The organism is Cyclobacterium sp. 10D3-21 (genome assembly GCF_055809755.1).
Genome location: NZ_CM147924.1, coordinates 6418931 through 6432250, shown reverse-complemented (window position 1 = coordinate 6432250; position 13320 = coordinate 6418931). Strand labels below are relative to the sequence as shown.

Here is a 13320-nt window from a genome sequence, read left to right as displayed (position 1 = left end):
GAAAACTGAAAATTGACCTCATTGAATCAACACGCAAAAATAGGGCATATTAAGTGATTTATTTACTTTTATCCCGTTTATTTGCTTATCGGTAAGTGTAAATCAATAAGCTGCTTTTAGTGGTGTTTTTAGAAAACATATAAACTGCTTTTTCCTAGCAATGGAATGGTTGGTTTTTTTAGTAAAAGGCGTGAAACTGGTATTTTATTTGGTTATGGCGATTTTCTTCCAAAGGAGAAATAAACTCGTTTTCTCCGTATATTTTCATCCCTAAACCTTCAACTGGCAATGGTACTCATCGGATTTCGCATGAATCACGTTAAAATCAATGAAATTTCATCGGACTTCACACAATCTGGACCTGTTGGTCCCGATCTGGTCTAAGTTTACCGAAGGGTAACTTAGACCTAAAATGCCGAAAGTTTTCAAATTCATTTAATAGTCCAGCTTTCCTTCCACACCAATTGATTAAAAAAAACCACTTCAATAGGAATGGGCTTCAGCCCATTTATTAGGGCAATGTATCATCATATGGCTTTAGCCAAAATACTAGGGGGAATAGTGAGACTATTAATTATGGTTCAACTTTAGGTAGGGCTTCAAATTAATTTAATGCCCTCTTTATATGAATCATTGGGCTAAAGCCCCAAAAAGAAGCAAACCCACATTAACTCCCAGCTGAAGCTTGGGCCATTGATAATGGGGAATCCATTCGATTGGGAATGGATTACATTACCCCGATCTGATCTAAGTTTACCGAAGCGTAACTTAGACCAAAAATGCCGAATGTTTTCAAATTCATTTAATAGTGCAGCTTTCCTTCCACACCAATTGATTAAAAAAAAACAACTCAATAGGAATGGGCTTTAATCATGTAGCTATTTAATTCATCTTAAATTTTTCCCTGTATTCGGTAGGACTTATACCTTCTTTCTTCTTGAAGAGTCTTGAAAAATAGTGCGGGTACTCAAAACCCAATTCATAAGCCACTTCAGAAATCGTTTTATTGGGTTTCAATAAAATATTCTTTGCTTCATCAATCAGGTAAAGTTGTAAATGTTCGGTAGATGTTTTGCCTGTTTCCTTTTTAAGGGTATCGCTTAGGTAACGCTGCGAAACCGACAGGTTCTCTGCAATTTGCTCAATGCTAGGAATTCCATTTTCCTGCAATTTTCCTGACTCAAAATAATTTTCCAATTGAAGGTTAAACTGTTCGAGTAGTTCGGTAGAAAGGTCCTTCCGATTGATAAACTGCCTTTCGTAGAACCGATTGGAATATTTCAACAGGGTGCTCAGTTGTGAAAGGATGATTTCCTTGCTAAATTCATCCTGATTGTTCTGATATTCCAGGTCAATATTTTCCACAATTGCTTCAATCTGCTTTTCTTCCCGTGGAGAAAGGTGAAGTGCCTCATTGACCGAATAGGAAAAAAAACTACATTTCTTAATCTGATGCGCCAATTCTGTCCCTTTTATGAAATCTTCGTGAAAGTTGATTGAAAAGCCCTTTTGCTCAAAGACGACGCTATTATCCCACTGCAATACCTGCCTTGGGGAAATGAAAAATAAAGCTCCATTCGTAAAATCATATTTGGTTCTCCCATAATTTAAATCTCCTTTTACAATCTTTTTAAAGCTTATGGTGTAACAATCGTTTAAAATGGGCGGTGAACTTTCCCTTGGACATGGTAATAAACCTTCCCCAGTAGCAGAAAAAACGCTTAGCATGGGGTGCTCAGGACGAGGAAGCTCCAGGTATTCCAAATAAGCTGATAATGTTTTGAAATGTTGCATTTTACTTATCTAATTCTATTTCTGCTTGTTGTAACTGTTTGTGGTAATTGTTAACCCGAGCATGCGCAGTCCCATCGATCAACAAAATCACCACTAACATGGCGATCGAGGTAATCATGCTTGCTCGCCAAATAGGTGAATTAACAAATAGGAGAATAAGTGCACAGGCTGCAATAATTATTGGGACTGCAGTAAAAACAACATTTTCATATTCTATTAAAGTGCTTTCCGTCCGCTCAAGTTCAGTGGCGACAAAAGCCATTGCATCTGCATTGTAGGCTGATTCAAATTGCGTGATCCTTGCTTTATTGGTGAAAAATAATCCAAGCCCGATGATTAATAGCAAAGCACCCGCCACCAAGGTGGGGATAATGTAAGCCCTGGCCATGTCTGTTTTCCCCAATTGCCAAAAACCTAAGCTCACCACCATAAAGATCACTCCAAAAAGGATGAAAAATGGTGTTGAAAAAAGTTCGGCTTTTGCCCAATCTATTGCTGATTTCAATATGTCCATGTTTTTGTGTTTTAGAGATATTCTAATTTATAAATTCCATTTAAAACTTGTAGCTTTTTCAGACATTTCCCACAATTTCTTTGCTACCGATTTGTTTTTTGCGTGGGACTCTAATTTACATTCTCCAACCGGCCCGGTCCAGTAATTTCGTCCTGTTGGCCCATAAAAACCATTTTGATCTAAGTTAGGCGCTGTGGCACACATCAATTCGGGATAAGCTCCTTTCTCAGCAGATTGTACCATGGGGGACAGTTTCATGAGTTGCCATAAAAAACGTGTTGTCCAACCACCACTGGTTTTGATAAGGGAAGTTGCAGAAGCCCCGGGGTGACAAGCATACACTTTCACTTTCGACTTCCCTGCATTTTTCAACCTATCTTGTAATTCATACACAGTCATAATCTGGGCTAATTTACTTTGACTATACACTGCATTAGGGCTATAGTTTTTGTCCCAATTCATATCCTCAAACTGGATGGTTTTAATTCCTAAATTATAACCCATACTTCCTACAGTCACAATACGACCTGCTGACGCTTCAATTCGTGGGTAAAGCAGACCTTGTAATAAAAAATTTCCGTAGTGGTTAACACCAAGCTGACTTTCAAAACCATCAACAGTCAACACTTGTTTTGGTACTTGAGCAATGGCAGCGTTACATATCAAGGCATCAATATGGGGCACCTTTTGAAGCACCTCTTCGGCCGCCTTCCTCACAGAAGCTTGTACTGCCAAATCCATACTTACATTAGAAACATCAATATTTTTTCCAAGCGCTAGTTTTAAAGCATTTATGGTGTTTTCTGATTTCTTGGCATTTCGGTTTAGCATTACCACTTTCGCTCCCTTTGAAAGTAATATTTTTGCTGCTTCATAACCTGTACCGCTAGTAGTACCGGTGATAACGTAGGTTTTACCATTTAATTCCTTTATTCTATCAGGCGTCCAACCTTGCTTTCCAAATTTATTTGCCTTCATCTTTCTTTTAGTTTTTTGTGTTAATGAATAAAACAAAGGTAGAATGCAGGATGGTATAACCATTTACACGGAATTTCAAATCTTGTGTACTTTTTGGTATGTTGTGTCTGATCCCTGTTTAAGGCAACCTTGAACCCATTAACCCGATCTGGTCTAAATTTAGCGAAGGGTAACTTAGACCTAAAATGCCGAAAGTTTTCAAATTCATTTAATAGTGCAGCTTTCCTTCCACACCAATTGATTAAAAAATACAACTCAATAGGAATGGGCTTGAGCCCATTTATAAAGGACAATATTATTTCATCTGGCTTTAGCCAAAATTTGCAGAGAAATGGGTGGCTCTAAAGCCCCAAAAATAAGGTTAATCGGTAAGTATTTTCAAAACCATCTTATAAGGGCCATTTAACGAATTCAGTAGCCTATCCTACAATTGAGACTGGAGAGAAAGGACAATCCATTATAGGAAAAAAATTAAAGGCTTCTTCGCGCAAGTTTGATAGCTTTTTCTGGGCAAACCTGAACACATATACCACAGGCATAACACAAATCCGGGTCTTTTACATAGGCTTTTTTTGGCTTGAAAAATGTTTTTAATTTCCCTTTGAAATTTAGCGTTAGCCGATCTTCTTCGGTTATCATTCTCATTTCCAATACATCATAAGGACAAGCGGTAATACAGTCTTCTTTATCACCACAATTACTAAGGTTGATAATGGGGACTAACTTTCCGCTTGTTTTGTCACAATTAGTTTTGTCTTTATTCATAAAAAGATGGGTTTTCAGAAGTGCTATTCACCATAGACCTTGTTCTTCTAAATGTTAGACAGGATTATTTTTTACAGGTTTTACCGTGTTTCAATTATTCAATCGTTAAAAACAGCCTGTTACCTGTAGGATCATAGACACAATAGGATCCATTTTTTTCTTCAAATACAGTGACATTATTTAAGGCTTCGCTTAGTTTTTCTTTGGTGCTATAGTTGAGTTGAAAATGAGCCATTCCTGCATGATCAGTTGGGGCCAATGGTTTATCTATTCCATGCCAGGAATTTATCGCCAAACGGTGTTGGTAAGGACCTCCTGCACCCAAATCGGCAAACATGAATTCTGGAAAGTTATTGAATTGAGTAAAACCTAATTTTTTATAAAAAGTATTGGCTTTTTGGACATTGTTGGCGTAAAGGTGTAAATGGCCAATATAGGTATGCTTGGAAAGCGGTTTATCTACGTCTTTGTCCTCCACATCTTCCAGTATCTTGTCTACATCAAGGTAGACCGAAGCACCTCGGATGTTACCGGTAGCATCTTCAATTCGGATTCCTCCGTCACTTATTACTCTTTTGAATCTTTCAGGAGTTTCCAGAGTGAATTCCACATTGATTCCATCGGGATCGTCTAAATACAGTGACTTTGACATGGTATGATCTACAGGGGAATAAGGGTAGTTGTTAATATGCAAGCGGTGTAACATTCTGGCAAATTCACCCTTGTTTGGCGCATGAATAGCAAAATGGTAAATGCCACTATAGCCTTTTTTAAAAGGAGTCTTGGCGGTTTGGTGTACGACTACCAATGTCTTGGTTTCAGTACCAAACTCAGCAATGTTTCCCCTGCTTTCCCTTAATTTCATGCCTACTATTTTGGTCCAAAAATTAGTAGACTTTTCCAGGCTAGTATTTTTCAGGTGCATTGCGCCAAATGAAGCAAATTCCTCTGAAATTTTATTTTTTTGATTCTTTATCGGATTGGCTTTTGCCAAGTTTGAAATTGTGTCCATATTTTTTCTAAAATCGAAGTGCCATTTCTTTTTAATTGATTCTTTTTGCTGCACAGTTCTAAGTATTTTATCGGACAAATGGGTTTATGTAAAGTTTCGACTAATCCCTTACAAACTTAATTCCTGCCGTAAAAAGGTTGGAGCTAAAAGTAGTATTTCTGTCATATCGGTAGAATTTTAAATCAATACTTTTCAATCCCCATTTCGCAATATGGGCCTTAGTGAAAATATCTGTATAGGAGACTCCAAACCCAAGCTGATTGGCAGAGAATTGAGATAAATCATAATCAGAAGTGTAATATTCATCTGTTGACACTGCTGTTTCATAGGGATTAAAATAATCAGCAGCAGTTTGGTTATAAAATCTGTAAGAAGGATAAAAGGTAAACTTACTTGTAACTTTGATTGGGACTTCGATACTTGCTGTATGCGAAGTAATTCCCCAGTTATCGAAATAATACCTGTAAAATGTTCTTAGTGTCATCCTTTCATTTAAGTACCAATTAAGTCGCCCACCAATCGCCACTTTAAATCTATTGTCAGGAAGCCGCTCATTGGCGTCTGCCAATTGAAAATCATCAATAAATGAGTCTGCTACATCACTGAAGTAGACCCTTTGAAAAGGAGTGGACAGTAAGCCTTGCTGTTGTACAAAATCCAAAGCCATTGATCCTTGAACATTCTTGTGTAGGATTTGAGAAATTCCTAATCCCATAGAATAAGAATTTCGTCCTTTGGCAGCATATTCATTAAAAATAGGACTGTAATTTGGGTTGCCTGTAAGGGTATTGTTAGTAAATAAGTTGTTTGTTAAACCATTTTCTCCGCCCGAAAAAGGCCTTAATTCTATTGGGTAAATTGTAGTCCAAGAATCAAAAAACACATTCCCTTTTACACTAAGTTCTGTATTTTGCTCATTGAAGAGTTTGGTATAAGCGCCTCCTGCACCTATTGAAAAATAGTCATATTCATTGGCGAAGGATATGCTTGTAGACCAAATGGAATTGCGGTCGTCAGAACTATGACTATAGCTTCCAGTAAAGTTTGTCCATACATCACTTTTGGAAGCGCCAGAGGAGGCCTGAAAAGCATCTGCTTTTCCACCGTCAAATGGATCTATATTACTGGATGAAGCAGAGGTATAAGCAGATATTCCTGCGTCAATGGTTAAAATGTCATCATCGTTTAAAGGGATAGAAATTATAAATGTGGTAGTGAAATCGGTTAAAGCTTCGGTTCCAATGCCACCACTTACAGCGGCATTATTACCATCCTGACTATAATAACTCGATAGAATATCGACTTCCGCGCTTTCTAATACCCGTTTTTTATATACTTGGGTAGTATCTTGAGCAAAACCTGCAAATGAAGTTGTAACCAAGCAAAGGAGTATGATATATTTTAAGGTATGCATTTTTCTTGTTTAATTAATTACAGCCACATCCACCACCAGTTTTTCCACCGTTGGCACCAACGGCAGCTTCTCTGTATGAATGCATAGTGGTTACATTTCGGTCAAACTTCTTATCAGAAAGCCCCATGTCCGGATCATTGATGTTTATTTTCTCATATCCTTTTACAACCACACAGCTACTTGAAAGACAAGTGATAAAGGAGAATATTAAAATTATTCTTTTCATAATTTATCGATGGCTATGTTATTCGATTTTGAAATGTTTCCCTTGTCATCTATAATGATACATTCTATGTTGGGAAGTTGATTAATGCGGTCCAATCCAGCTTCTTTGCCCATTACGAATACTGAAGTAGCAAGGGCATCAGCGAGCTCTGCCTTTGACGCAAAAACAGTTACGCTAATTATTCCAGTTGAAGGATATCCTGTTCTTGGGTCAATTATGTGTGAATACCTTTTACCATTAAAATCAACATATTTCTCGTAGTCTCCTGAGGTGACAACAGCACCATTGCTGATTGGTAACAAAGCAAAAACTTTGTTCTTATTGAGTGGATTGGTAATGGCGACTTTCCATTCCTTGCCATCCGCTTGCTTGCCCCAGGAATTCATATCGCCCGAAGCATTGATAATGCCAGAAGTAACTCCTTTAGCTACAAGTAATTGTTTAGCCATATCTGCAGCATAGCCCTTTCCAATGGCCCCAAAGCCAATTTTCATTCCCTTAATTTTGAGAAACACCGTAAGTTTGTCTTTGTATAGCAAAATATTATTATAACCTACATTGGTTACTGAAGCACGAATGTCCTCCTCAGAAGGCATTTTTTTCATGCTGCCATCAAACTTCCAGATTTTATCCATTGAGGCATAACTGATATCAAATGCTCCATCCGTCAATTTCGAAATCAGCATAGCCCTCTCAATAAGACTGAAGAGCTCAGCCTCAACTTTAACGGGTTTGATCCCTGCGAATTTATTTATTTCCGAAGTTTGAGAATTTTCATCCCATGAAGAGATTAATTTTTCTATCCTGTCGATTTCTTCTATTGCACTATCTATATAATCCTTTGCTGTAATCGAATCTTCGGCAACGACTGTAATGTCAAATCTGCTCCCCATTAATTTTAGGGTGCGTTTGTAAGCTTGTTGTGCGTTAGTTGTGATTGACAGGGAGAATACAAGGAGTGCAATAAATAGTCTCATTTTACTTGATAAAACTGTTCAGTTCCTCGATGTAAGCTTTTGGAGTGGTGTTTTTATAGCCTGTCTCACCCAGTAATTTCCCTTTGTTGTCCAGAACAACGACCAATGGGAAAACCCCGTTTTTATCATAAATTTCCGCCAATTTTGCGTTGGCAGTAGCTTGTTTTTCTGGCAAAGCATTTTTCTTTTTTCGAGGAAAATCTGCCTGAAACATTATATAGTTGTCTTTTGCGTACGCTATAAATGTTTCTGTGCTCCAAATCTCCCTGCTTAGTTTAATACAGGGCGCACACCAGTCCGAGCCTTGGAATACCAAAATTATGGGCTTTTTTTCTTTAGTAGCCAATTCTTTCGCCTTTGAAAAATCAGTTTGCCAATCTTGAGCATATCCTGAACCCATGCCGGTAAATGCAATAATTAAAATGATGAGGCTTTTTTTCATGGTCGCGGGAAATTATTTAATTTTCTCTGAAGTCCTTAATATAAACGGGTCTACTAATCAGGGAAATGAAATTTTATCTCAGATTCGAAGACATTGATAAGTAACGTTTTGCAACAAATTTAGGTCGATATTTTGTTTGTATTGTTGCTGAAAAAGGCATTAATATGACCAAAATCATGGATTCAGCCTAGGTTATGCATTTAGATTTCCTGATTTCAATTGAAAGGTGATTCGATCGGGTATCAGAATGTCTATTGCTTTTTTCGAGTTTAATTGAATTGGCCTTTTCAAATGAAGAAAATCGTCCGTTATTAATAGAACGTTTGATTTATATGGGAGGGCATAAAATTGTGAGTAATTATTTTAAAATCAATATTTCACTAACATAACACTTGGTCCGTGTCGATTTTTTCCTGGCATGTATACACCTTTCCGGATCCTCGATCTGGTCTAAGTTTAGCGAAGCGTAACTTAGACCTAAAATGCTGAAAGTTTCTAAATTCATTGAATAGCCCAGCTTTTCTTCCACACAAATGGATTAAAAAACCTCCTCAATAGGAATGGGCTTCAGCCCATTTATAAAGGCCAATATCATTTCATCCGGCTTTAGCCAAAACTTAGATAGAAAATCGGTCATTAAAAACCACATCTGTAATCCTATGGCTTCGACAAGCTCAGCCACCGGGCTTCGACAGGCTCAGCCACCGGAATTTGACAGGCTCAGCCACCGGACTTCGGCTCCGCTCCGCCAGCGGTAGGGGGGATCGCTTGGGCTAAAGTCCAAAATCAGATGCTCCCATACCATCCCCCAGCAGGCGGCTGGGGGATATTGATGATCGGGGATCAATTCGATGGATAATAATTTAACAAGACTATTTATTTGAATTTTATTTTGCGAGAATGGGAGCTTTTTTACTTCTTCCCCAAGCCACAAATAAAGCAATTGCCATAAATACCACATTCGCTCCTATACCTGAGAATTCACCTCGTGAAGCGTGAAAAAGCGCTGCCAATACCATAACTACTGCAAGTCCGATTGCTGCCCATACCGTTAAAAATGGTTTGATTCGAAGCAAGGCAGGAAGGATTAGACCTATACCGCCTAATAATTCACTAATACCAATAAATCTAACCAGCCCTACGGAAGTAGAGGATACCCATGGAAGTGACTCTGCCAATACTTCAATGGGTTGTGCAGTTTTCATAAAGCCTGCCATTATAAACATAACTGCCAATAATGCTTGTGCAATCCAAAGTGAGATATGAATTGCTTTGTTGTTTTTTTGATTTGCCATTTTTTTAATATTTTTTGATTAACAATGGCACAAAGTTGCGGCAAAGTGGCCTAACAAAAAATAAGATACCTTAAGAAATGCGTATGGGTTTACTTTTTAGCCATCCTTCTTCTAATGTCACTTAAGTATTCAGGTGTAACACCAATATAGGCTGCTATTAGTTTAAGGGGAAGCCTTTGCACCAATGTGGGATAAGTTTCTGTAAAATCGATGTACCGCTGTTCGGAAGTAGCACTTAGCAGTCCCAGAATTCTTTTATTGGACGCTATGAGGTTGTTCCTGAATTTATTGGCGATATCTACCACTACCTCTTTATCAAAGCTGTCGATATCTATAAAGTCTGATTTGGAAATCAGTGATATCTCGCAATCCTCGATCGTTTCAATAGTGACGGAAGAAGGTACCTGATTGGTAAAGCTGTCTAAATCTGAAATCATCCAATTTTCGGGAGCAAACTGCATAATATGCTCTTTGCCGGCATTGTCTACTGTGTAACTTTTTAAGCAACCTTTTTTTACCAAGTACCCATATTTTGCAATTTCTCCCTGTTTTAAAAGGATATCTCCTTTTTTAAAAGTTTTTAATGCGTTGATTTTCAGGTTTTTCATTTTAATCAGGGTTGGTCAATTGTTAGGCTTAAATTAAGTCTTTTTACTAAAAAAACAGTAAATTCCTGAAATAGAAAGGTGCTATAGTGTATTTGTATTTTCTCAGAACGAATTTATCAATTTGTTTTTTGATCTTTTTACAAATCTGATTTTTCTTTTCTGAACAAATTGTTAATTTCTTTCGAATTGAACGAAATTACACACCTGCAACATTGATTTCTAAATAGGTGTAAAAGTGTAGATAAATTAATGAAATAGTTTTACTTTTGGTTAGTTATAAACGTAAGAATGCCAACCTAAAACGGGCTCAGAGGGATTAGAATGAAAAAAATTGCTTTTATCAGATTTTTCATATTGGGATATATGCCCTTAAAGTTAATGATTTTTTCAAATTTTAAGCCATTGCTCTCTCTTCAGAATCCTGAAAAAATAGGCGAGACCATTGGTGAAGTGTTGGGCATTTTGATCTTGATTTTAGTACTTTTATATCATGCACTTCAGGGTATTAAAGAGTTGAAAAATGAGAATTTTAGCTCAAAAGGTTTAAGAATTTTGTCTATTTTGTGGGGCTTTTTCTTAATAATAGTTGTTGTAACTGGTATACTTCAAGTCTTTAAATTTGGGATTACAAGTGCCTTATTGTTTTCGATACTTTTTGTGACGGGGTTATCAATAACTATTCTGACTGATATTAGATTAGTGAAAAATAAATTTTGATTAAATCCAGATTATGCATTGGGATTACCCCATTAAATCAGGAGTTGATGTCAATATTCAACAGAAGGCAAAAGAATCCGGAAATTTTAGAGACTTAATTGATATTAATTTGTTTTTTTTGGCTTTTTGAAAGGTGGGTCTTATTTCTTAAGTCTAGTGACATTAAATGTTAATAATGCAATGATGTAAGAAAAAGTGACTCAACACTAAAATTTGTAAGTATTGATCAAAACTTAAAATTGTAAGATATAGATGATAAAGAAGACATTGTTTTATATTGTTTCGATTAATTTTTTAATCGCTTGTAATGGGGAAGATGGGACGCATGGATTTGATGGGAAAAACAGTCTTATAAATGTTTTAGATGAAAGTGCAGGTGATTTCTGTGAGAATGCTGGCTTAAAAATAGAAACTGGGCTCGATGCCAACTCCAATGGAATCCTTGATATTTACGAAGTTCAAAACACAAAGTACATCTGTAACGAATCAATGGAAATAGCAGTCTTACCACTGTTATCAATGAACCAAGTGGAGCCAACTGTGTAAATGGTGGGATAAAATTGAATTCAGGTTTAGATATAAATGGAAACGGTAATTTGGAAGAAAATGAAATAACCTCTTCCGCCTATGTTTGTGATGGGATAACCGGAACAGCGGGCCTTATAAAAATTACCAATGAAAATTCAGGTGACAATTGCATAAATGGAGGTTTGAAAATTGATTATGGCTTGGATTCTGATATGGACGGAATCTTAAATGAAAATGAAGTAGAATATACTTCCTATACATGTAATGGATTGAATGGTACTTTAAGTCTTATTAATATTACGGATGAACCTGATGGAAGTATTTGTGCGTATAGCGGCATAAAAATTGAATCAGGAATTGATCAAAATGAGAATAAAATTTTGGACAAAAGCGAAGTTCTGGTAACCAAATATGTTTGCAATGGAAGTAGTGGGGTGATTAATGAAGAAATCCGGCTAAGGATTGCCGAAGGAGTAGGTGGCCCAGCCAATACGACCAGCACATCTCCAACAATTGTATCGGGTATCCCATTTGACCTTAAAAATTACCCAAATGTAGGAACAGTTTACTTTGAAGCTGATCCATATGTAGAAAAAAGCAGTAACCATGCTTTGCTTGAGCTATACAACATTACCGATAATACTGTGATCACCAGTTCTTTGATAAGGACCAATAACAGATATACTGAAAAAGAATTTTTAAGAACAGAAAACCTCATCAATGATATCCCTGATAAGAATATAGTTTTAGGGATAAGGTTAAGATCGGAAGTTAATGGATCATTTTCAGCTAGTGGAGTTCCTTATTTAGTTATAAAAAAGTAATTATTTAAAAGTACATGGGCTTATAATTAATGGCTCATGAACTTTATTTCTTAGTATTGATCTTGGGGAGTTTATCCGATGCACTGGTCTAAGTTTAGCTAATCGTAACTAAGACCTAAAATGCTGATAGTTTCCAAATTCATTGAATAGCCCAACCTTCCTCCCACACAAATTGATTGAAAAACCGCCTCAATAGGAATGGGCTTTAGCCCATTTATAAAGAGCAATCCCATATCACCCGGCTTCAGCCAAAATTTGGAGAGAAAATGGGGTCATTAAAAACCACATCTGGAAACCTATGGCTTCGACAGGCTCAGCCACCGGTAATATATTGTCGTTATGGCTTAAGCCCATTTAAAAAGGAGAATAATATTTTATCCGGCTTTAGCCGAAATTTAGAGAGATAAAGGATTATTAAAAACCACATCTGGAAACCTATGGCTTCGGCAGGCTCAGCCACCGTATCTCGATAGGACTAGCTCCTAGCTCCTCCAAAGATAAGGGAAAAGCAGGTAGGAGGTGGCCATTACAATTGCATTGATAGCCATTAAAGTCAGGATTTTCTCTGCACTAATGCCCCTGTCTAATCCATCGATGGCACTCTTGGAAACCTGAATGGTCATCAGTAGAATTGGAATCATCACGGGGAAGCTTAAAATGGCCATCAAGGTACCATTGTTTCCTGCCTTTGAAGCAATCGCAGATACCATGGTCAGCGCTGCTGAAAAACCTATGGCTCCTAGCAAAAGGTTCAAAAGGAACAAAGGATGGTCGGCCACGGGATTACCAAAAACCACACTAAAAACCAAATAGCCCAAAAGGGCCAATACAAGAGTAAGCCCAGTGTTATAAATGGTCTTAGACAAAATAATAGCTTCAGGAGAAGCAATCATGAAATAGTAGAGTTGCCTACCTTGCTGTTCTTGTACAAAACTCTTGGCCACAGCATTTACTGCTGAAAAAAGAATAATGATCCAATAAAGGGCATTCCATATGGGTACTTGCAATTTTCCTTGGCCTGTCCCCATGCTTAGATAGGCAATAAAAACCGCACTGGTTACATAAAGGAGTATCCCATTGAGGGCATACTTTTGTCGCCATTCCAACAAGGCTTCTTTTTTTACCAACAAAGCGATTTCCTTCCACATATAGAGGGCAAATATAGGTACCTAATCATAATATTTCCCCCGTAAAGCCAAATTATATTGCTTTCTACTGGTCTGTTT

At 37.2% G+C, this 13320-nt stretch carries 15 protein-coding genes; 3 read left to right on the top strand and 12 right to left on the bottom strand.

The features are described 5' to 3' along the window. Window positions 1-882: 882 nt before the first annotated feature. The 11 genes from AC0L7T_RS25075 to AC0L7T_RS25025 form a co-directional block, all read right to left on the bottom strand. Window positions 883-1794, bottom strand: a complete 912-nt coding sequence (locus AC0L7T_RS25075; RefSeq protein WP_473339255.1) for a helix-turn-helix domain-containing protein — start codon at window positions 1792-1794, stop codon at window positions 883-885. A 1-nt stretch (window position 1795) separates the two neighbouring features. Continuing rightward, the gene (locus AC0L7T_RS25070; RefSeq protein ID WP_473339254.1) at window positions 1796-2308 is read right to left on the bottom strand and encodes a hypothetical protein; all 513 of its coding nucleotides are present in this window, start codon (window positions 2306-2308) and stop codon (window positions 1796-1798) included. A gap of 27 nt (window positions 2309-2335) precedes the next feature. After that, the gene (locus tag AC0L7T_RS25065) at window positions 2336-3286 is read right to left on the bottom strand and encodes an SDR family oxidoreductase (protein WP_473339253.1); all 951 of its coding nucleotides are present in this window, start codon (window positions 3284-3286) and stop codon (window positions 2336-2338) included. Window positions 3287-3757: 471 nt separating this feature from the next. After that, a complete protein-coding gene (locus AC0L7T_RS25060) occupies window positions 3758-4051 on the bottom strand; it encodes a 4Fe-4S dicluster domain-containing protein (protein WP_473339252.1) in 294 nt (97 codons plus the stop codon). Between the two features lie 94 nt (window positions 4052-4145). Beyond that, a complete protein-coding gene (locus AC0L7T_RS25055; protein WP_473339251.1) occupies window positions 4146-5063 on the bottom strand; it encodes a VOC family protein in 918 nt (305 codons plus the stop codon). Window positions 5064-5163: 100 nt separating this feature from the next. Next, a complete protein-coding gene (locus tag AC0L7T_RS25050) occupies window positions 5164-6477 on the bottom strand; it encodes a DUF3570 domain-containing protein (RefSeq protein WP_473339249.1) in 1314 nt (437 codons plus the stop codon). Between the two features lie 13 nt (window positions 6478-6490). Continuing rightward, window positions 6491-6703: a DUF4266 domain-containing protein gene (locus tag AC0L7T_RS25045; RefSeq protein ID WP_473339247.1), complete on the bottom strand. Its 213-nt coding sequence runs from the start codon at window positions 6701-6703 to the stop codon at window positions 6491-6493. Beyond that, on the bottom strand, window positions 6700-7680 hold the full coding sequence (locus AC0L7T_RS25040; RefSeq protein WP_473339244.1) for an FAD:protein FMN transferase: 981 nt from the start codon (window positions 7678-7680) through the stop codon (window positions 6700-6702). Before AC0L7T_RS25040 ends, AC0L7T_RS25045 begins: the two co-directional genes overlap by 4 nt. 1 nt (window position 7681) lies before the next feature. Further along, window positions 7682-8122, bottom strand: a complete 441-nt coding sequence (locus tag AC0L7T_RS25035; protein WP_473339243.1) for a thioredoxin family protein — start codon at window positions 8120-8122, stop codon at window positions 7682-7684. An 887-nt stretch (window positions 8123-9009) separates the two neighbouring features. Then, entirely contained in the window at window positions 9010-9417 is a 408-nt protein-coding gene (locus AC0L7T_RS25030; protein ID WP_473339241.1) for a DoxX family protein, read from the bottom strand. Window positions 9418-9506: 89 nt separating this feature from the next. Continuing rightward, window positions 9507-10025: a Crp/Fnr family transcriptional regulator gene (locus AC0L7T_RS25025; RefSeq protein ID WP_473339239.1), complete on the bottom strand. Its 519-nt coding sequence runs from the start codon at window positions 10023-10025 to the stop codon at window positions 9507-9509. A 321-nt stretch (window positions 10026-10346) separates the two neighbouring features. Between AC0L7T_RS25025 and AC0L7T_RS25020 the strand changes: the two genes are divergently transcribed. The 3 genes from AC0L7T_RS25020 to AC0L7T_RS25010 all read left to right on the top strand — a co-directional run bounded on the left by AC0L7T_RS25020 (window position 10347) and on the right by AC0L7T_RS25010 (window position 12094). Continuing rightward, complete coding sequence (locus AC0L7T_RS25020; RefSeq protein ID WP_473339238.1) at window positions 10347-10742, top strand: hypothetical protein; 396 nt, start codon at window positions 10347-10349, stop codon at window positions 10740-10742. A 252-nt stretch (window positions 10743-10994) separates the two neighbouring features. Further along, window positions 10995-11288 (top strand): DUF7151 family protein, encoded by a 294-nt coding sequence (locus tag AC0L7T_RS25015; protein ID WP_473339237.1) that lies wholly within the window; start codon window positions 10995-10997, stop codon window positions 11286-11288. 14 nt (window positions 11289-11302) lie between these two features. After that, a complete protein-coding gene (locus AC0L7T_RS25010) occupies window positions 11303-12094 on the top strand; it encodes a DUF7151 family protein (protein ID WP_473339235.1) in 792 nt (263 codons plus the stop codon). A gap of 482 nt (window positions 12095-12576) precedes the next feature. Here AC0L7T_RS25010 and AC0L7T_RS25005 read toward each other — a convergent pair whose 3' ends face one another. Next, a complete protein-coding gene (locus AC0L7T_RS25005; RefSeq protein WP_473339233.1) occupies window positions 12577-13242 on the bottom strand; it encodes a heme exporter protein CcmB in 666 nt (221 codons plus the stop codon). Between the last annotated feature and the right edge of the window lie 78 nt (window positions 13243-13320).